Here is a 17,939-nt window from a genome sequence, read left to right as displayed (position 1 = left end):
TCGCGAGACTATCGGCCACGGCCCTGACGCGGCGGTTGTGGCCCGGATAACGCGCCGTCCGGGCCGCCGTCGGCGGTGACCGGTCCGTCCGCGCCCGGCCGCCCCGCCCGGGTCGGCCAGCCGCCGCCCGCGCCGAGCGTCGGCCGGCTACCCGCCCACGGAAGCCCGTCGTCCGGCGTCGCCGCGCCGGCCCGGACCGGGATCTCCTCGACCGTCAGCCGGCCACCGGCGGTGGCCATCTGGTACGTGTCCCGGCCCGCCGCCTTCGCCGCGTAGAGCGCCTCATCGGCCGCGACCAGCAACTGCGGGCCGGTGGCGGCGTGATCGGGATAGACGGCGACGCCGATCGACACGGTGACCGAGACCAGGGCCCCGACCGGGGTGACCGCGCCGGGCCGGGGCCGGATCGCCATCGGGGTCTCCCGGACGGCCGCGCCCAGCCGCTCCGCCACCGTCGCCGCGCCCCGGGCATCCGTCTCCGGCAGCAGCACCACGAACTCCTCGCCGCCCTGGCGGAAGGCGAGATCCACCTCCCGCATCGCACCCCGGATCCGCTGGGCGAACTCGGCCAGCACCGCGTCCCCGGCCGCGTGCCCGTACGTGTCGTTGACCTCCTTGAACCGGTCGAGGTCGAGGGCGAGCACGCTGAGCATCCGGCCGAACCGGCTGGCCCGTTCGATCTCCCGCCGGATCGACTCCTTGAGATAGCGGTAGTTCCAGAGCCCGGTCAGCGGGTCGGTCAGCGACAACCGCTGCGCCTCCTCGTGCATCCGGACGTTCTCCAGCGCCACCGCCGCATGGTCGGCGAAGGTGCTCAGCGTGACCAGGTCGACGTCGTCGAACTCGTCCGCCCCGAGCCGGTCATAGAGGGCCAGTACGCCGACCGGCGTCCGCCCCACCCCGAACGTCAGCCCCGGACGCCCGGTACCCGGCCCGGCGGCCGTGCCCGGCCAGCCGCCAGCGGTCGCCGGGCGCAGCGGCGGCGTACCGGTCCCCGGCTCCGCCCCCGGATACGGCACCTGACCGGCCGTACCGGAGGACGGGAGCGGCACGGCCACGTATGTCCGGCAGCGCGGCTCGCGGCCGTAGAGGCGCGGCCCGTCCCGGTCCAGCCGGCCCCGGCGCGGCTCACCCGTCGCCACGACCGTGCCGAGCAGCCCCTTGCCGAGCGGTACCCGCAGCGCCGGTGGATCGCCGTGCCGCTGCCGGTCGTCGGTCGGGCGATCCCGATGGGCTCCCGCGAAACCGCTCCCCCGACCGTCCACCGGCCCGGTAGCTCCACCGCCCGCCGGCCCGGTAGCTCCACCGCCCGCCGGCCCGGTAGCTCCACCGCCCGCCGGGTCGGTAGGGCCACCGCCCGCCGGGTCGGTGGGTCCACCACATGCCGGGTCGGTGTGCCCACCACCCGCCGGGTCGGTGCTCCCGTCGCCGGCCGGGTCGGTGCCGCCGGAGCTGGCGGGTGCGGCCGGTGCACGGGTCGACGCCGGTCGGCCGAGCCCGACACCGCGCCGGTCGAGACCTTCGGCGCACTGGCTGACCAGGACTCCGGTCCTCGGGTCGAGCAGCAGCACCACCCCGGCCCGGGCCCCGGTCGCCGCCATCGCGGCCCGGAGCAGCAACTGGAAGATCCGGTGCAGGTCGTGTGAGCTGGCCAGGGTGTCGCCGAGCACGGCGAGCTGGTCACGCAACTGGTGCCGGCTGATCACCAGGGCCCGGAGGTAGGACTCCGCCTCCCGGGTCATCCGGTTGAAACTGTCGGCGAGCCGACCGACCTCGTCCGGGGACCGGACCGGCACCCGGGTCGCCAGGTCACCCTCGGCGACCCGGTCGGCGGCCCGGGCCAGCTCGGCCAGTGGCCGGGTGGTCGACCGGGCCAGCCGGCCGGCGGCCAGTACCGCGAACACCCCGGCGAGCAGTACGACGATCGCGAGGGGTCCGTACCGGGCCACCGGCGGATCGCGGGGCACCGAGAGCACCAGCGCCAACGGCTGGCCGGGGGCCGGACCGACCCGGCGGACGTACCGGCCCCCGTTCGCCTGGACGATCCTGTCCCCGGAGATCCGCCGGGCGGCGGCGAGCACGGCCGCCCGGGAACCGTTCGACTCGGTACTCGGCGACTCGGCCCCCTGCGGCCCCGCGTCCGGCGCCGCACTGCCAGCCGGACCACCACCAACGGACGAACCAACGCCCGGGGAGACGCTGCCAGCCGGACCACCACCGACGGACGAACCAACGCCCGGGATGCCGGTGCCGGGCGGACGACTACCGGAGGCCCCGGGATCCGGGGGTGCGGAGCCCGGTGCCGCGACGAGGCCCGACGGCGGCGCGCCCGGAGACGTCGCCGCTGGCCCGGGCACCTCCCGCAGCAGGGTCACCGCGGTTCCGCTGGCGGTGGCGAGCCGGCGGACGAACGCCGCGTCGAGGACCTGTGCGGCCCAGACCTCGCCGGTCACCGCCCCCGACCGGTCCCGGAGTTCCACCCGGGCCGCCAGGGCACGAGGCGCCGGGCCGGTGCCGGCCGTCCCGGAGCAGAAGGCCCAGGGCCGGGCCGGTGCCGTCGGGGTGACGAAGTCGACCGCACCGGCCGGGCCGGTGATCAGCACGCCGTCCGCCAGCCCTCGCGCCACCACCTCGGCCGCCGCGCCGGTCCGGCTGGCCGGATCGGCGAGTACGGCCAGCGCGCCGGCCGTGGCATGCAACTGTTGGCAGAGTGCGCCGATCGAGGTACGGACGGCGTCGGCGGCGAGGTTGAGCCGGTGCTCGGCCTGATGGCGGCTCGCCGTCGCGGCCGTACCGGCGACGGAGAGCGCACCGAGCAGCACCGGCCCGAGCACGACGGCGAGGAAAGCTGTGGTCAAGCGTCCACGCAGCGTCACTCATCCCCCCGGAAGCTCGGCACCCGATGCTGCGATGCTGACCCAACCGCAATGGTTAACCGGCCTGCCCCCGGGAGTGTTACGTGCCGGATTTTTCGGATGAAGGTGTCGGCCCGCGCAAGAGCGCGCTCCGGGCCACCATGCTGGCCCGGCGCCGGGCGCTGTCGGCTCCGGCCCGACTGGCCGCCGCCGAGCGTGTCCGGGCCGAACTCCGCACCCTGGCCCAGCGGGTACGACCGCGCCTGGTCACCGGCTACGTGCCGGTCGGCAGTGAGCCGGGCGGAGCGGAGTTGCCGGACGAGCTGGCCGGGGCGCTGGGACCGGGTGCACAGCTCCTGCTGCCGGTACTCCGCCCCGACCTCGACCTGGACTGGGCGCCGTACGCCGGACCGGGCTGCCTGGTCGCGGCCGGCCGAGGGCTGCGGGAGCCCGCCACCGACCGGCTCGGTCGGGGCGCGATCGGCTCGGCGGAGCTGGTCGTCGTACCGGCGGTGGCGGTCGACCGGCGCGGCGTCCGGCTCGGTCGCGGCGGCGGCTCGTACGACCGTGCCCTCGCCCGGGCCGCTCCCGGGGTCCTCACGGTGGCGCTGTTGCACGACGGCGAGTTGATCGACTCGGTCCCGGCGATGGATCATGACTGTCCGGTACGGGCCGTGATCACCCCTTCCGGTGGACTCCAGCCGGTGGTGTCCGGTTGACCGGTCGCGGGTCCGGGTTCCCCGGCGTCGGCCCGGACACTTTGGCTAGACGAAAACGGGTACGATGCCGCACCATTGGCACTCGGATACGTCGAGTGCCAACAGACTTGCAAGATCCGGAGGGGAACGTGCCCACCTACCAGTACGCCTGCACCGAGTGCGGCCACCAGCTCGAGGCGGTGCAGTCCTTCACCGATGAGCCGTTGACCGAGTGCCCGGCGTGCGAGGGTCGCCTGCGCAAGCTCTTCAACTCCGTGGGCATCGTCTTCAAGGGCTCCGGCTTCTATCGGACCGACTCCCGGAGCAACGGCTCGGAAGGGGCCGGCAGCTCCACGGCGGCCAAGTCCGACTCGTCGAAGAGCGACTCCGCGAAGACCGGCTCCGGCGGCGACTCGGGCTCGACCAGCGGCGGCACGTCCAGCTCCACCAGCGGCGGCGGATCCGGCTCGACCAACGGCGCGTCGAGCGGGTCCGGCAGCAAGCCGAAGGCGACGTCCTCCTCCTCGACCAGCACGACCTGACGACCTCCAACCAGCGCATCTGCAACCAGCGCATCTGCCGGGGCTGGGAGAAGGCCGGCTCGTCCGCCGTCGACACGGTGGCCGGCAGGTCGCTTCGCCGACCCCTCCGTCTCCCGGCGGGGCGGCCTGGGCGAATGCGCCTGGCCGGGGTCAGTGGAGTTATCCACAACCCCCCGAGTTATCCACAGGGCGTGAATCGTCGACTGCCTCCCCCAGGCGCCCTCGCCTAGCCTGCTGCGCACCGGACGACGCCGACCCCACTGGCGCCGCCGGGCCGAGGGAGGTTCGCCGTGGCGCTCGACCGTACGCCCACCCGTCGCGATGCCACGCTGAGCCCGACCCGCTGGTCACGACCGGGTGCCGGCTCGATACTCCGCTGGATGCTGGTCGCCGCCCTGTTGGCGCTCGCGCTCGGCGCGCTCTACCTACGCGAGCCGATGTCGCCCTGCCCCGCGCCGTCGGCCGGTGCCAGCGGGGGCAAGGCCGACCCCGCCGAATCCGGCGGACCGGCGTCCACCGGGTCGGCCGGCGCGAGTCCGGCGCCGGGGAGCGGGCCGGCGGAGCGGCCCAGCGGGTCGCCGGCTGGACCCGGTGGCACGGTAGCCCCGGGCGACTCGGGGATGCCGGTGCCGGCGGGGACCGTGGGGGTGCCGATCCGGCTCGCCGAGCCGGCCGCGCTGACGGTGGCCCGGCCGGGAGCCCGGGTGGATCTCCTCGCGGCACCCGGCGGTGACCAGGCGGGCCGGGCACCGAAGCCGACCGTCCTGGCAACCCGGGTACTGGTGCTCGACGTGCTGGGTCCCGGCCAGACCGACGGCGCGGCCAGCGCCGTCTACCTGGCGCTCCGCCCGGACCAGGCCCACCGCGCGGTCGGGATGCCGGAATCCACCCGCTTCGCGATCATCGTTCGTTCGTAGCCACCGTCACAGCCGCAGGCCGGTGACCAGCCGCCCAGCACGGAGCCGGTGACCAGCCGCCCGGCACGGAGCCGGTGATCAACCGCCGGCACTACGCCGGTGACCAGCAGCAGGCACTACGCCGGTGGCCAGTGGCCCGGAACGACGCGGTCGATCAATCGCAGGCGCTTCGGCGCAGGCGGGTCATTCCCAGTGCGGCGGGCGCTCGGCCAACAACCGTTCGTCGTTGGAGTCCGGCCGCTCGCCCCAGCCTCGGTCGGTGTCGTCCACGGACTGCTCCGGCAGCACCCGGTAGTCACCGGTCAGCTTGACCGGCCGGTCGTCATCCCGCCCGACCCCGGTGGTGCGCTGCTGCTCCGTCCCCGACACCCGGCAAGCGTACCCGGGGCAGCCGGTCCACAGTCCGCCGGTGACAGCGGGCAAGGGGCCGGAAACGGCTCCGGTTGGTAGCGTCGGACAGCGTGACGACGCAGAGCGGGAACTCCGCCGATGACGCCTTCTGGCGTCGACCCACCGGACCACCCGCCGACAGCCCGGAGTCCACGGCAGAGCCCGCCACGCCGCCGGTACGACCCGGGATCCACTACCCCGGCCCGCCGCCGAGTACCACCCCACCGCCGGGTTGGCGTCCGCCGCTGCACGTACGGCCGGCACCGCCACGGGCACTGCCGGCCCAGGACCACGCCGCCCTGGACGCCGAGGAGGGGAGCGCCCGGACGCTGACCTACGGCGTCGGCCTGGTGGGCGGCGCGGTGGTGCTGGTGCTGATGTGCCTGCTCTGCTCCCGAGCCCTGTTCTGACCCGACGCTCGGGTGGGCGCCGGCCGGGCGGGGGGCGCGGCAGTTGTCGGTCTGCGGGTTAGATGACGCCCTGCCAGACCGCCTCGGCGCCGGTGTCGCCGGTGAGATAGACGTACCAGACGTTCAGCGCGGCGAGCACCACCACGACCGCGCCGAGTAGCAGGCCGAGCCAACCCGGCACGGACCGGGTCCGGGCCCGGGGGCTGGTCACCACGAGCAGCACCAGCGTCACCACACCGAGGGCGAGGCTCCACCACAACGTCAGTTCGCCGTAGCCCTGATGCTCCTCCACCTTCTGGAGGATCTCCGGGCCGTAGTTCTTGGCGACCAGCACCTCCTGCAGCTCCTCGCCGCTCTGCACCGCGAAGAAGGCGGCGACCGGTGCGACCACCGCCAGTACCCCCGCCGCCCAGTCGAGCCGGCTGCGGAACCGGGACCGGGCCAGTACGGCGTACCCGGTGGAGACCAACGCGAGCAGTGGCACGAAGACGACGGCCGCGTGCACCAGCAGCGCGTGGGCGGGGAGACCCATGACTTCCCTGAACACCGACGCCTCCTTGCTACCGCTCCCGACGGGAGACCCTGACGGTACGAGAATTCGATCACGTCATCCGCGATCTATACCGGTACACGAGCATCGAGCCGTCCCGGTTCACTCAGGTTCCATCTCCGGTGCGACCTGCCGGCTCGCCGTGTGGCGGTGACCACGATCGGCCCGCATCCGCCTTGTTGGGGTCCCATCGACGTGCTGTGATAGTGGGATGACTGGCGAGGAACTGCTCCGGTCGAGGGGCCTTCGGGTCACCCGGCCGCGCCTCGCCGTCCTCGACGTACTGGCCGGTGGCGGGCACCTGGAGGTGGAAGAGATCACCCAGCGGGTCCGGGAACGCCTCGACTCGGTCTCCACCCAGGCGATCTACGACGTGCTCGGCGCGCTTTCCCGGGCCGGGCTCTCCCGCCGGATCGAGCCGGCCGGATCGCCCGCCCGCTACGAGGCGCGGGTCGGCGACAACCACCATCACGTCGTCTGCCGGGGCTGTGGCGAGATCGCCGACGTGGACTGCGCGGTCGGCTCCGCACCCTGCCTCGACCCGGTGAGCGCGTACGGCTTCGAGGTCGACGAGGCCGAGGTCACCTACTGGGGTCTCTGCCCGAGCTGCCAGTTGCGCCGAGCCACCGACGACTGACTGCTCTCGCCGACTACTCGGACGCCCGCTCCCGGGCTTGTCCGCGCCAAGTGCCGGCTGCCGTGTCACGATGCCGGCTGCCGTCTCACGATTCCGGCTGCCGTGTCACGCCGTCCCGGCGGGCCCGCCCTCGCCCGGGTCGGCGGGTGCGAGTGCCCGTTCCACCGCTGACCAGGGCTCGCGATCCGGGGCGTCCGCGCCGGCCGGGCAACTGCGGCGGTAGTCGCACCAGCCACACCGGATGCCCGGCGCGACCGGGAACGCCTCGTCCGGGTCGGTGCCGTCGGCGACCGCCCGCTCGGCGGCGACGATGTCCCGCGCGGTGTCCTCGGCCCGGGCGAGTTGCCGGGCGAGCGACTCCTCGGTGTGGTCGTGCCCGGCCACCGTCCGGGTCGGCAGGTGGTGCAACTCCACCCGCCGGCACGGCTTCCGGAAGACCCGCTCGGCGGCGTAGGCGTAGAGCGCGAGCGCCTGGGAGCCACGGGCGTCGTCGGAGTCCAACCCGCTCCGCCCGGTCTTGTAGTCGACGATCACCAACTCCGGGCCGTCCGGGCCCGGACGCGAGTCGATCCGGTCGGCGCGACCGTTGAACGCCAACACGGAGGTCTTGACCGCCACCACCCGCTCCACCCCCAGCGGCTCGTCACCGGGGTCGAGCGTCTCCACGTAGGACTCCAGCCACTCCAGAGCCCGGCGGAACACCGCCCGCTCCTGCTCCTCGTCGCGGTAGCCCTCCCGGACCCAGGTGCCCTTGAGCAGGGTCGGCAGCGCCTCCGGACGGCGGCGGTCGGGCGGCGACGCATACCAGTTGCGGAGTGCGGTGTGCACGCTCGCGCCGAGTGAGTTGTGTGCCCAGGGCGGCCCCTTGGGCGGCGCGGGCCGGTCGACATAGGAGTAGCGGTAGCGGCGCGGGCAGTCCGTGTACGCGCCGAGCTTGCTCGGCGTGCAGACGAAGAGGCGCTCGGGCATCCCCTCGAACCCCAACTGCTCGGGTTGGGCGCCACGCGGTCGAGGAGTCCGGTTGCCGGCGGACGATGGCCTTCGCACGCACCGATCCTGCCATGTCGGTCCGACACCTCCGTCGATCCGCCACCCCCCACCCGCCAGACGGCGAGAGCGGTCGGGCCCGCCGAATCGGCAGCGGGACGCGGGGTGGTCACCCGTCGCCGGGAGTTCCCCGACCGCGAGGGGCACCGGAAACCGCGGTCAGGAGGCGCCGAGGTGCGCGGTGACGAAGGCGGCGACCGAGTCGGCGATCAACTGCACCGCGATCGCGGCGAGCAGCAGCCCGGCGATCCGGGTCAGCACCTCGATCCCGGCCGGCCGGAGCACCCTGACCACGATCCCGGAGAAGCGTAGGATCAGCCAGACCGCGGCCATCACCGCGACGATGCCGACCGAGATCGCCAGGTAGTCGGCCGTACCGTCGGCCCGTTGCACGAAGAGCATGGTGGCGACGATCGCGCCGGGACCGGCCAGCAGGGGCGTACCGAGGGGCACCAGGGCGATGTTCGAGGTGTTCTGCTGGCTGGGGTCGTCGGCCTTGCCGGTGAGCAGTTCCAGCGCGACCAGCACCAGCAGCAGGCCACCGGCGCCCTGCAAGGCCGGCAGGTCGATGTGCAGGTAGTCCAGCAGAGTCTGCCCGGCGACCGCGAACACGACGATCACCCCGAGGGCGAGCGCCACCGCCTGCCACGCGGCGCGTACCCGGTCCCGGGCCGGCATCTGGCCGGTCAGGGCGAGGAAGATCGGCACCATGCCCGGTGGGTCGGTGATCACCAGCAGGGTCAGCATGACCTCGCCGAGCAGCTTCATGTTCACGTGATCACGTTAACCGGGCGCCGGGCGGCGTCCGCCGAGGTCAGCCCGGGTCGGCCAGTACGCCGACCCCGCTGCCCGCCGCGAGGATCCGCTCGTACGCCTCGACCTCCGTGGTGTACGCGCCGAGCCGCACGGTCTTGTGCGCACCGTGGAAGTCGGACGAGCCGGTGACCAGCAGCCCCAGCTCGGCGGCGAGCGCCCGTACGGCGTCCCGTTCGGCCGGGGAGTGGTCCTCGTGTTCCGCCTCCAGCCCGGCCAGCCCGGCCGCGGCCAACTCGATGATCAACGAGTCGGGCACGATCCGCCCCCGTCTGGTCGCCCTCGGATGGGCCATCACCGGCACCCCGCCGGCCTGCCGGACCAGCCGGACCGCCCGGAACACGTCGATGTCGTCCTTGGGCAGCCGGTAGCGCTCGCCGAGCCAGTTCGGGGTGAAGGCCTCGGCGGTCGTCGCCACCAGCCCGGCCCGGATCAGTGCCTGCGCGATGTGCGGCCGGCCCACCGTGCCACCGGCGGCAGCAGCCCGGATCTCCGCCCAGTCGACGTCGATGCCGTCGGCCCGGAGCAGCGCGACGATGCGCTCGCCGCGTACCTCCCGGGCGGCGCGTACCCGGGCCAGCTCGGCGGCCAGCTCCGGCGACTCCGGGTCGAAGAGGTAGCCGAGCAGGTGCAGCGGGATCGGCGGCTCGGTGCCGTACCAGCGGCAGGAGAGTTCGGCGCCCCGGACCAGGGTGAGTCCCGGCGGCCGGGCGGCGGCGGCCCGCTCCCAGCCTCCGGTGGTGTCGTGGTCGGTGATGGCCAGTACGTCGAGTCCGGTCGCCCGCGCGGCCCGGACGAGTTCCTCCGGGGTGAGGGTGCCGTCGCTGGCGGTCGAGTGGGCGTGCAGGTCGATCCGGAGCCGGCTTCCGGTGTCGGGTGCCTCGGGCTGGCGGGACGTCACGGGCCGAGGTTACCGGCAGCCGTCGGTGCTCCGGCAGCGCTCGGGGAGCGGTCGGAGGTCACCGCCCGTCGGCCGGTGCGGTCAGCCTCGGCACGAGCTGCCAGTCCGCCGAGACGCCGTCGGGCAGCGGCACGGTCTCCTCGGTGCCGTCGGTGCGGCAGCGTACGACCTGCTCGTCGTCCCCGGTCACCACCGTCCGGTCGTCGGCCCAGACCGGGGGCACGTCACCGGCCGCCGGGCAGGAAACCACCGCGTTGCCGCCGTCCAGCGCCCGGTCGACCTCGATCAGCACGACCTCGGTGCCGCGCCGCTCGGCGAGCCAGTGGCCGTCCGGGGCGAGCCCGCCGTCGGAGGCCTCGGCACGCAGGCCCAGCCCGCAACCGCCGCTGCGCACAGCTTGCAGTTTTCCGCTGCTCGGGGTGAGGCTGGCCAGACAGCGCCGGGTGCCGCTCTCCTCCCGGACCAGCCCGACGAGGCCGTCGCCGCGTACCCCGTAGATCGCCGTCACGTCGGCGTTGCGGGTCGGCTGCCGGGCCGGGTGGGCCAGGTCGACGAAGCCGTAGCCACGGGATCCGTCGGAGACCACCACCCGGTCGGCGGTGACCGCCACCGGCCAGGTGCCGGCGGGCACCTCGACGTGGTCCATCAGGGCCAGCCCGGTCGCCCCGACCCGGGCGATGTACAGCGTCGTGTCGAGCTGGAAGGCCAACCGGTCGCCGTCGGTGCTCAGCGCCCACCGGTCGTCCTCGCCGCTGAGCGCCACCGAGGTGCCGTCGGGCCGGAGGAACCTGACCTGCTTGGCCCCGGCGTAGACCCAGCCGCCCGGCACCCGGTACACCCGGGTCACCTCGCCGACACCGGCCAGGCTCAGCCGCCGGCCGTCAGTGGTCCAGAGCTGGTCGCCACTGCGGATGTCGAGTCCCACCCCGGTGTCCTGGCCGGGGACCGGCGGCTGTACCGGCCCGACCGTGACCTCGGCCAGCGAGTCCACGTCGAAGCCGGCGGCGGGCCCGGCCGTCGGCCGGTCGGGCGGCCATCCGCCGCCGAGCGAGGCGGCGCCGGCGGTGACCAGTACCAGCGCGGCAGCCACCGCCACCAGCGAGCCGACGGCCCGGCGCCGGCGGGCGACCCGGCCCCGCCGGATCACGGTGCCGGCCGGATCGTCGGCCACCGGCGGTGTGTCGACCTGGGCGGCGAACATGTCGCGCAGCGAATCTTCCAGCATGGTCGTCACGCTTCCGCTCCGACCGCCGGAACGGGCGGGGGCGGCACCGCCAGGGCGGCCGGCCGCCGGGCACCGACCTGGCGCGGTCTGGGCAGCTCCGGCGGGGTGACCGGGCGTTGGTCGAACGCCGGCTGCGCGGACCCGAGCCGGCCGCCGTCGCCGTCGGCCTCTCCGGCGGGTACGGGGGCCAACTTCTGCTCGTCCTGCGGCACCCGGCTGTCGGCCTCGGCACCGAGGCGACGGCGGAGCGTGGAGAGGGCCCGGGAGGTCTGGCTCTTCACCGTGCCCGGCGAGATGTCGAGCAACGCGGCCGTCTGCGCCTCGGAGAGATCCTCGTAGAACCGCAGCACCAGGACGGCCCGCTGCCGGACCGGCAGGGTGCGGACGTGCCGCCACAGCCGGTCGCGTTCGAGCTGCTCCTCGATCTGGTCCGGGGCGGGTCGCTCCGGCAGCACCTCGGTGGGGCGCTCGCCGTGCCAGCGCCGTCGCCACCAACTTGTCGCCGTGTTGATCAGGACCCGTCGGGCGTACGGCTCGACCGCCTCGATCTCACCGAGCCGCTTCCAGGCCAGGTACGTCTTGGTCAACGCGGTCTGCAACAGGTCCTCGGCGGTCGCCCAGTCCCCGGCCAACAGGTACGCCGTACGCAGCAGGGCTGCCGAGCGGACCGCGACGAATTCGCGGAACTCCTCGTCCACCGAGTGCTTCGGCGCCACTCCCGCCTCCCCCCGCCGGTGCCAATTCAGAAGGCTGCCACAAGCCGGACCCGCAGGTCTACGGCGGAAAGGTGCGATTCAGCTCGATGTTCGGGCAGGGGATCGCCGGTTGCGCACCGGTGCCGCCCGTGGCGTCGCCAGCATCACACCCGCACCCTCCCGCGCCGGGCCGGTCGTCAGGCCCCGTCCTCGGCCTTGGCCTCCTCGGCCTCCTTGCCCAGCCGCGCCTCGACCGCCTGCGGCTCGTACATCTCCTCGACCACGCGCAGGTAGAGCTCGTTGGGGTTGGGAAGATACTTGATCTCCCGAAGCGCCTGCTCCTGACCGGCCGACTCCAGCACGAAGGTGCCGTAGTTGAGGGCCCGGCCGAGTGGGGACTGCTCATACTTCATGTCGGTGACCCGCAGCAGCGGCATCATCGCGACCTGTCGGGTGATGATCCCGTTGACCACCATCACCCGCTTGTTGGTCAGGATGAAGCGGTCGAAATACCAGTCCGCCACCTTCCAGGCGACCCAGCCCATGATGCCGAGCCAGATCAGCACCGCGACGGTGGTCAGCGCGCCGACCTCCTGGCCGGCGAGGAAGCCGGAGAGGTAGCCGAGCACGAAGGTGGCGAGCAGCCCGATCAGCAGCGGGGTGGCCAGGTAGATCTTGTGCCGCTTCCACTCACCCCGGTAGCGCTCCGTCGGGAAGAGGTAGCGGGCCACCAGCGAGGTCGGCTCGTCCTCCAGCGGCAGGACCCGGCGCGGGCCGAGCGGCATCCCCGAGGCGTCGACCCGGAGCCCGGCGAGTTCCTCCTCGGAGATCTCCGGGCCCTGGTCCGGATCCCGGACCCAGCCCCGGGTGCCGGCCCGGCGCTCGCCGTAGCCGATGTCGTCCGAGTAGGCCGGCCCGTCCGAATAGGAGGGCCCGTCGGAGTAGTCCGGCCCGGTGCCGAACTCCGGCCCGTCATCGGGTCGGACCCGGGGGATCGGCTCGGTGTCCCGCTCGCGCCGTCGACGTTCGTCGTCGTCCTCGGGCTCAGGGGGTTCACCCGACGGATTGCCCATGGGCGATTAAGCGACGAGGTCGGTGAAGAAGTCGCCGAAGCCCTGGGCAACGTCCAGCAGGCTGCCACCCAGCGACTTGAAGACGTCGGCCGCGGAGGAGGGCTGGTAGGCGATGAAGAAAACCAGGAAGGCGATACCGCCCCAGGTGAGGACCTTTTTAACCATGGCGGGCCATCCCTCCGTGCGGCACCGGGTTGCGAACCCCGGCAAAACCCAGAGTATCAGTCGGGTGTCCTGCGGGAAATAATCCACATACGCCCTCCGCCCCAGCCTGGCCGGCCATATCAGACCCTCCCGTGCAGGTAGGGGGACGGAGCACCGTACACGAGCTCGGGCGGTGTCCACTCGGTCAGGTCGTGGAGTTCGACGTCTTCCGCGAGGAGGTAACCCGCACTCGCCGGCCAGGCTATCGCATAGAGCCAGATCCCCCGAGCTTCACCGGCGTACGCGCTCCGGTCTGTCGGAGATTTGACTGACCATAGTGGAGTCGGGTGCCCGGCTGCCCTGACCTTGGCGTGCGCGATCCGCTCGGCGGATCCCGGGCCGGAATCGGTCAGCGCCTCCGCGAGTTGCGGTCCCGGGTCGACCCCGGTGGTGCCGGCCAGCCTGGTACCCAGGCCGACGCCCGGCTCCTCGGCGACCAGCACCAGGTCGGCGGGTCCGCCGCCGAGCGGGTCCGGCCCGGTGCAGGCCACCGCGGTCGCGCGTACGCCGCCACGATCGTCACCGGCCCAGCCGACCCCGGTCATCGTCCAGCCCTGCGGAAGTGGCCAGGGGCACCAGAGCGGCAGCGGGGCGCCGGCCCGGGCTCCTGGACTGCCGTTCTCCTGGCCGGCGGGGTCGCGCTGCTCGATGATCCGCTCGACGGTGCTGGCGACGATCTCCGGCCCGATGTGCTCCGCGACGTGCAGCGGGCAGACCGGGCCGCAGTTCGGGCACCGCCAGGCAGTGTGCATCAGGTCCGGCGCTCTGACCGGACCGCCGCAACGCGGACAACTGACCGCGACACCCACGACAACTACAGTCCCCGCACCGGTGCCCCGAGTCAAGGCGAACCGGCCTTTTCGGTCGTTCTGCGTACGGTCGGGACGCCTTGCCTCAGGTCAGCCGGTCTCGCCGGGCGGCTCCGCGCCGTACGTGCGGATCCAGGCGTGCATGGCGATGCCGCTGGCCACCCCGGCGTTGATCGACCGGGTCGAGCCGTACTGGGCGATGGAGAAGACCGCCGAGCAGGCGAGCCGGGCCGGCTCGGACAGCCCCGGGCCCTCCTGCCCGAACAGCAGTACGCAGCGGCGCGGCAGCACCGCGCTCTCCAGGGGTCGCGACCCGGGCAGGTTGTCGATGCCGATCACCGGCAGGTCGCCGGCCCGGCACCAGTCCAGGAACGCCTCGATCGTCTCGTGGTGCCGGACGTGCTGGTAGCGGTCGGTGACCATGGCGCCCCGCCGGTTCCAGCGCCGCCGCCCCACCACGTGTACCTCGGCGGCGAGGAAGGCGTTGGCGTTCCGGACCACGGTGCCGATGTTGAAGTCGTGCTGCCAGTTCTCGATCGCCACGTGGAAGTCGTGCCGGCGCAGGTCCAGGTCGGCGACGATCGCCTCGCGCCGCCAGTAGCGGTACCGGTCGACGACGTTGCGCCGGTCGCCGTGGCTGAGCAGTTCCGGGTCGTACCGGGGATCGGTCGGCGGCTCGCCCGGCCACGGCCCTACCCCGACCTCGACTTCGACCTCGGTACCTTCCACGGTTGCCGAGGGTACGCACCCGGCGGTCAGCCGGCGGAGCGCAGTCCCAGCGCCTCGCCGAGCTGGTCCAGCACCCGGCGCTGGTCCGGATCCACCGGATCGCCGAACGGGCGTGGCCGTCCATCCGAACCGGCCGCTCGGCAGACCCGGGCCGCGACCGACTGCACCCACTGCCGGTAGGCGGCCGAGTCGGCCGGGTCGGCGTGTCGGGCCAACGTCTCGACCGCGGCCCGGCAGGACCGGAGCAGTTCGTCGAGTCCGCCGTCGACCTGTCCGGCGCGGACGGGTCCGGAGTGCCCGTCGTCGGACTCCGCGTAGATGGCGGCCACCACCGCCCGGACCAGTTCGCTGTCGAACGACCGCCCGGCGGCGATGCCGTCCAGGCCGGCCAGGCCCTCGGTGACCGCCCGGACCGGGTTGTCCGGCCGGGCCGAGGACGCCGCGACGATCACCCGGCCGGGCAGCCGGACGAGTAGTTGCCAGTCGTCGGGCGGGTAGCCGGTGGTGGTGGCCCGCCAGGCACCGTGCGTGGCACCGGGCGAGTCTGGAGATCCGGTGTGACTCATGGCGCCTCCCGACTCAGCATAAGCCGCCGGTAGGCGGAAAGCCCGGTTCCGCCCGAAAAGCGGTAGTGTTGGTGTCGCCGTCGGTCGACAGGAGGGCGTGACCGCGCACGCCGACGTGACCGGCCGGACGTGCCGGGCCCTCAGCGCTGATTTAAAGGTGTGCCCGAGCGGAGAAACCGACCCCGGACGCAATGAGCGGCGGGGCCCTCCCCGGCACCCGCCGCCCACGCTCTGATGGGAAAGATTCTGCCCGACCCGACCGGCTCGGCAGAAGAGTCCACCACGAGATCGGGGTCACAGTTACCTTTTTGTAATGTTACTGAACGTGAACGGTCATACGCACCCGGCCATCCGTTATGTCGCCTGTTTCCGCTTGCCAACCGGCAAGTTTCCGGATCACACCCGGACTGGCCAGGGGAAGTCCTGGAAACGCTCCCATAACTATCAGTCACCGAACTATGTCACCGATGTTTCACTTCCGGGCCGGCTCAATGACCGACCCGTGTCGATGCCCGGCCGGAACGTGAGCCGCCACACGATGACCGTTTCAACCCATCGTGCCGGGGAATTCCAAGGAGGCCGGGTGGGTTTCCCAGTCGTAAGGCCAATTGCGGTGATCGGAGAGATCAATGGCGACCGTTGAGCTGACCACAGCCAACTTCGACGAGGTGACCGAGCAGCCGGGCATCGTGCTGGTGGACTTCTGGGCGGACTGGTGTGGCCCGTGTAAGCGGTTCGCGCCGGTCTACGAGCGGTCTTCGGACAAGCACCAGGACATCGTCTTCGGCAAGGTAGACACCGAGGCCCAGCAGGAGATCGCCGCGAAGTTCGACATCCGCTCCATCCCCACGATCATGGCGATCCGGGACGGCGTGATCGTCTTCGCCCAGCCGGGTGCCCTGCCGGAGTCGGCGCTGGAGTCGCTGATCGAGCAGGTGCAGGCGCTGGACATGGACGACGTACGCAAGCAGCTCGCCGAGCACAGCCACTGACGGCCACCTGACCAGGTAACGACCGCGCTCCGGCCGGACACCGCGCATCGGTGTCCGGCCGGAGTCGTCCCGGCCGGCGGCCTGCGGCCAGACCGACGGTGCCCGAAGCTTGCGGGTACCGCGTAAGGTCTCGAACCGATGGACGCGTTGCCGAGGCGGGGCCGGAATCTCCGGGTGGGCCTCACCCTGCTGGCCGGCGCGGTGCTGCTCGCCGGCACCCTCTGGGGCCAGGACGACCACTTCCCGTTCGGCCCCTTCCGGATGTACGCCGGCTCCAACCCGCCGGACGATCCCGCCCCGGACACCCGGGTCGAGGGGGTCGACGCCACCGGCGCGGTGGTCGGGCTCGGCGAGGAGAGCACCGGCATCCGCCGGGCCGAGATCGAGGGCCAGCAGGGCCGGTACGAGGCCGACCCGACCCTGCTGCGCCAGGTCGCCGACGCGTACGCGCAACGGCACCCCGGCGCACCGCCGATCGTCGAGGTACGCATCGTGATCCGCTGGTACGGCATCACCGACGGCCGGCCGACCGGCAACGCGGTCGACGAGACGGTGGTCCGGTGGCAGGCCTCGTGAGCGCGTCGAGACGGATCGGCGCCGCCGTGTCAGGCTGGCTGACCGAGCCGGTGCCGCTGGGCCGGGTCGCCACCTTCCGTACCCTGGTCTACCTCTTCGTCGCGGCGGACCTGCTGGTCTTCACGCCCTGGATCCGCGACAAGGCCAGCATCCCCGGCGAGCTGTACCAGCCGCTCTTCGTCGGCCGGCTGCTGCCGCTGCCCACCCCGACCCCGCTGCTGGTCAACCTCATCTTCTGGGCGCTGCTGCTGCTCGCGCTCGCCGCCGCCACCGGGCGGGCGCCCCGGGCGCTCGGCTGGGCCGTCTTCGTGCTCTATTTCGAGTGGATGGTCATCGCGATGAGCTACGGGAAGGTGGACCACGACCGGTTCGGCTTCCTGGTGGCGCTGGCCGTGCTGCCGACGGTGGGACGGGCCCGGCACGGTGACCGCACCGAGAGCGAGGCGGCCGGCTGGGCGCTGCGGGTCACCCAGATCGCCGTGGTCTGCACCTACTTCCTGGCCGCCTGGGCCAAGCTCCGGTTCGGCGGGCTGGAGTGGATGACCGGCTCGGTACTGGCCCGGGCGATCATCCGGCGCGGCACCGAGCTGGCCGACCTGATCGCCCAGGTGCCGTACCTGCTGATCGCGGCACAGTTCGGCATCATCGCGTTCGAGCTGCTCAGCCCGCTGGTGTTCGTGGTGCCGGCCCGCTGGCGGCAGGCCGTGGTGGCGTTCTTCTACTCGTTCCACCTGGTCACCGTCGCCACCATCACGATCTCGTTCGCCCCGCACCTGGTGGCGATGACCAGCTTCCTGCCGCTGGAGCGGCTGCGCCCGACCGAACGGCTGCGCCGGCTGACCCGCCGACGCGGTCAGGACGCCGAACCGGTCCCGACGGAGCCGCCCGCCGCGCGGTCGCCGGCCGTGCCGTAGAGCCGGTCCCGGGTCGCCTGCGGCAGCGAGCAGGCGGCCGTACCGCCCGGCAGGCGGTGCCGGTTGCGGGCCACCCAGCGGTAGGCCGGCCAGGCGAGCAGGCGTACCGGCGGCAGTCGCAGGCCGGCGCCGAGCAGCCGCCAGCCGGGGCGGCTCGCGCCGAGCAGCCGGGCGATCGCGTCCGGCCCGGCCGCCCGTACGCCGTCGGTGCCGACCCACCAGACCGCCTCCTCGCACTCGGCCGCGGTCAGCCCGAGCGCGTCGAGGTCGGCGAACTGCCAGGGCACCACCCTGGCCCCGGTCGGGATCCGCCGGCCGATGAACTCGGCGCAGGTGGTGCAGAAGGCGCAGTCGCCGTCGTACACGAAGGTGGGCTGGTCCATGCCACCAGTTTCC

At 73.1% G+C, this 17,939-nt stretch carries 23 protein-coding genes; 9 read left to right on the top strand and 14 right to left on the bottom strand.

Annotation, left to right across the window (positions count from 1 at the left end; genetic code table 11):
• Window positions 1–8 precede the first annotated feature (8 nt).
• On the bottom strand, window positions 9–2,858 hold the full coding sequence (locus ACSMXO_RS03945; RefSeq protein WP_455416714.1) for a diguanylate cyclase: 2,850 nt from the start codon (window positions 2,856–2,858) through the stop codon (window positions 9–11).
• Window positions 2,859–2,959: 101 nt separating this feature from the next.
• Here ACSMXO_RS03945 and ACSMXO_RS03940 point away from each other — a divergent pair, with 101 nt between their 5' ends.
• The 3 genes from ACSMXO_RS03940 (at window position 2,960) to ACSMXO_RS03930 (ending at window position 5,012) form a co-directional block, all read left to right on the top strand.
• The gene (locus tag ACSMXO_RS03940; protein ID WP_455416713.1) at window positions 2,960–3,574 is read left to right on the top strand and encodes a 5-formyltetrahydrofolate cyclo-ligase; all 615 of its coding nucleotides are present in this window, start codon (window positions 2,960–2,962) and stop codon (window positions 3,572–3,574) included.
• Window positions 3,575–3,669: 95 nt separating this feature from the next.
• Entirely contained in the window at window positions 3,670–4,095 is a 426-nt protein-coding gene (locus tag ACSMXO_RS03935) for an FmdB family zinc ribbon protein (protein ID WP_455416712.1), read from the top strand.
• Between the two features lie 290 nt (window positions 4,096–4,385).
• On the top strand, window positions 4,386–5,012 hold the full coding sequence (locus ACSMXO_RS03930; protein WP_455416711.1) for a flagellar biosynthesis protein FlgA: 627 nt from the start codon (window positions 4,386–4,388) through the stop codon (window positions 5,010–5,012).
• Between the two features lie 183 nt (window positions 5,013–5,195).
• Here the strand turns inward: ACSMXO_RS03930 and ACSMXO_RS03925 are convergent, their stop codons facing one another.
• Window positions 5,196–5,381 carry a hypothetical protein gene (locus ACSMXO_RS03925; RefSeq protein WP_346259830.1) on the bottom strand — a complete coding sequence of 62 codons (186 nt, stop codon included), beginning with the start codon at window positions 5,379–5,381 and terminating at the stop codon, window positions 5,196–5,198.
• A 92-nt stretch (window positions 5,382–5,473) separates the two neighbouring features.
• Here ACSMXO_RS03925 and ACSMXO_RS03920 point away from each other — a divergent pair, with 92 nt between their 5' ends.
• Entirely contained in the window at window positions 5,474–5,812 is a 339-nt protein-coding gene (locus tag ACSMXO_RS03920; RefSeq protein ID WP_455416710.1) for a translation initiation factor 2, read from the top strand.
• 58 nt (window positions 5,813–5,870) lie between these two features.
• Here ACSMXO_RS03920 and ACSMXO_RS03915 read toward each other — a convergent pair whose 3' ends face one another.
• Window positions 5,871–6,359 (bottom strand): DUF2231 domain-containing protein, encoded by a 489-nt coding sequence (locus tag ACSMXO_RS03915; protein WP_455416709.1) that lies wholly within the window; start codon window positions 6,357–6,359, stop codon window positions 5,871–5,873.
• A 214-nt stretch (window positions 6,360–6,573) separates the two neighbouring features.
• Here ACSMXO_RS03915 and ACSMXO_RS03910 point away from each other — a divergent pair, with 214 nt between their 5' ends.
• On the top strand, window positions 6,574–6,999 hold the full coding sequence (locus ACSMXO_RS03910; RefSeq protein ID WP_432873800.1) for a transcriptional repressor: 426 nt from the start codon (window positions 6,574–6,576) through the stop codon (window positions 6,997–6,999).
• A 105-nt stretch (window positions 7,000–7,104) separates the two neighbouring features.
• Here the strand turns inward: ACSMXO_RS03910 and ACSMXO_RS03905 are convergent, their stop codons facing one another.
• The 10 genes from ACSMXO_RS03905 to ACSMXO_RS03860 form a co-directional block, all read right to left on the bottom strand.
• Window positions 7,105–8,046, bottom strand: a complete 942-nt coding sequence (locus tag ACSMXO_RS03905) for a RecB family exonuclease (protein ID WP_455416708.1) — start codon at window positions 8,044–8,046, stop codon at window positions 7,105–7,107.
• A gap of 159 nt (window positions 8,047–8,205) precedes the next feature.
• Window positions 8,206–8,820, bottom strand: a complete 615-nt coding sequence (locus tag ACSMXO_RS03900; protein ID WP_346259834.1) for a MarC family protein — start codon at window positions 8,818–8,820, stop codon at window positions 8,206–8,208.
• Window positions 8,821–8,860: 40 nt separating this feature from the next.
• Entirely contained in the window at window positions 8,861–9,760 is a 900-nt protein-coding gene (locus ACSMXO_RS03895) for a PHP domain-containing protein (protein WP_346259835.1), read from the bottom strand.
• 58 nt (window positions 9,761–9,818) lie between these two features.
• Window positions 9,819–10,994 (bottom strand): hypothetical protein, encoded by a 1,176-nt coding sequence (locus tag ACSMXO_RS03890; protein WP_346259836.1) that lies wholly within the window; start codon window positions 10,992–10,994, stop codon window positions 9,819–9,821.
• Complete coding sequence (locus ACSMXO_RS03885) at window positions 10,991–11,701, bottom strand: SigE family RNA polymerase sigma factor (protein WP_455416707.1); 711 nt, start codon at window positions 11,699–11,701, stop codon at window positions 10,991–10,993. Before ACSMXO_RS03885 ends, ACSMXO_RS03890 begins: the two co-directional genes overlap by 4 nt.
• A 176-nt stretch (window positions 11,702–11,877) precedes the next feature.
• Window positions 11,878–12,753, bottom strand: a complete 876-nt coding sequence (locus ACSMXO_RS03880; protein ID WP_318400279.1) for a PH domain-containing protein — start codon at window positions 12,751–12,753, stop codon at window positions 11,878–11,880.
• 6 nt (window positions 12,754–12,759) lie between these two features.
• Entirely contained in the window at window positions 12,760–12,918 is a 159-nt protein-coding gene (locus ACSMXO_RS03875; protein ID WP_165436875.1) for a hypothetical protein, read from the bottom strand.
• Window positions 12,919–13,037: 119 nt separating this feature from the next.
• Window positions 13,038–13,709 (bottom strand): DUF6758 family protein, encoded by a 672-nt coding sequence (locus tag ACSMXO_RS03870; RefSeq protein WP_455416706.1) that lies wholly within the window; start codon window positions 13,707–13,709, stop codon window positions 13,038–13,040.
• A gap of 147 nt (window positions 13,710–13,856) precedes the next feature.
• The gene (locus ACSMXO_RS03865) at window positions 13,857–14,495 is read right to left on the bottom strand and encodes a TrmH family RNA methyltransferase (protein WP_346259839.1); all 639 of its coding nucleotides are present in this window, start codon (window positions 14,493–14,495) and stop codon (window positions 13,857–13,859) included.
• A 26-nt stretch (window positions 14,496–14,521) separates the two neighbouring features.
• Entirely contained in the window at window positions 14,522–15,061 is a 540-nt protein-coding gene (locus tag ACSMXO_RS03860) for a hypothetical protein (RefSeq protein WP_346259840.1), read from the bottom strand.
• Window positions 15,062–15,374: 313 nt separating this feature from the next.
• Here ACSMXO_RS03860 and ACSMXO_RS03855 point away from each other — a divergent pair, with 313 nt between their 5' ends.
• The 4 genes from ACSMXO_RS03855 to ACSMXO_RS03840 all read left to right on the top strand — a co-directional run bounded on the left by ACSMXO_RS03855 (window position 15,375) and on the right by ACSMXO_RS03840 (window position 17,543).
• Window positions 15,375–15,704 carry a hypothetical protein gene (locus ACSMXO_RS03855; RefSeq protein WP_455416705.1) on the top strand — a complete coding sequence of 110 codons (330 nt, stop codon included), beginning with the start codon at window positions 15,375–15,377 and terminating at the stop codon, window positions 15,702–15,704.
• The gene (trxA, locus tag ACSMXO_RS03850; RefSeq protein WP_346259841.1) at window positions 15,691–16,053 is read left to right on the top strand and encodes a thioredoxin; all 363 of its coding nucleotides are present in this window, start codon (window positions 15,691–15,693) and stop codon (window positions 16,051–16,053) included. The genes ACSMXO_RS03855 and trxA overlap by 14 nt, the downstream gene beginning before the upstream one ends.
• A gap of 138 nt (window positions 16,054–16,191) precedes the next feature.
• Window positions 16,192–16,629, top strand: a complete 438-nt coding sequence (locus tag ACSMXO_RS03845; RefSeq protein ID WP_346259842.1) for a hypothetical protein — start codon at window positions 16,192–16,194, stop codon at window positions 16,627–16,629.
• Window positions 16,614–17,543 (top strand): MFS transporter permease, encoded by a 930-nt coding sequence (locus ACSMXO_RS03840; RefSeq protein ID WP_346259843.1) that lies wholly within the window; start codon window positions 16,614–16,616, stop codon window positions 17,541–17,543. The genes ACSMXO_RS03845 and ACSMXO_RS03840 overlap by 16 nt, the downstream gene beginning before the upstream one ends.
• Here ACSMXO_RS03840 and ACSMXO_RS03835 read toward each other — a convergent pair.
• Window positions 17,483–17,926 carry a thiol-disulfide oxidoreductase DCC family protein gene (locus ACSMXO_RS03835; RefSeq protein ID WP_455416704.1) on the bottom strand — a complete coding sequence of 148 codons (444 nt, stop codon included), beginning with the start codon at window positions 17,924–17,926 and terminating at the stop codon, window positions 17,483–17,485. The genes ACSMXO_RS03840 and ACSMXO_RS03835 overlap by 61 nt on opposite strands.
• Between the last annotated feature and the right edge of the window lie 13 nt (window positions 17,927–17,939).

This window comes from Plantactinospora sp. DSM 117369 (assembly GCF_053764795.1).
This window is presented reverse-complemented; position numbering and strand designations above follow the sequence as displayed.

Coding starts and splice junctions, on each gene's coding strand:
- ACSMXO_RS03910 (WP_432873800.1), top strand. CDS start 6,574: ATGACTGGCGAGGAACTGCTCCGGTCGAGGGGCCTTCGGGTCACCCGG.
- ACSMXO_RS03880 (WP_318400279.1), bottom strand. CDS start 12,753: ATGGGCAATCCGTCGGGTGAACCCCCTGAGCCCGAGGACGACGACGAA.
- ACSMXO_RS03875 (WP_165436875.1), bottom strand. CDS start 12,918: ATGGTTAAAAAGGTCCTCACCTGGGGCGGTATCGCCTTCCTGGTTTTC.
- ACSMXO_RS03870 (WP_455416706.1), bottom strand. CDS start 13,709: ATGCACACTGCCTGGCGGTGCCCGAACTGCGGCCCGGTCTGCCCGCTG.
- ACSMXO_RS03860 (WP_346259840.1), bottom strand. CDS start 15,061: ATGAGTCACACCGGATCTCCAGACTCGCCCGGTGCCACGCACGGTGCC.
- ACSMXO_RS03855 (WP_455416705.1), top strand. CDS start 15,375: ATGTTACTGAACGTGAACGGTCATACGCACCCGGCCATCCGTTATGTC.
- trxA (WP_346259841.1), top strand. CDS start 15,691: ATGGCGACCGTTGAGCTGACCACAGCCAACTTCGACGAGGTGACCGAG.
- ACSMXO_RS03845 (WP_346259842.1), top strand. CDS start 16,192: ATGGACGCGTTGCCGAGGCGGGGCCGGAATCTCCGGGTGGGCCTCACC.
- ACSMXO_RS03835 (WP_455416704.1), bottom strand. CDS start 17,926: ATGGACCAGCCCACCTTCGTGTACGACGGCGACTGCGCCTTCTGCACC.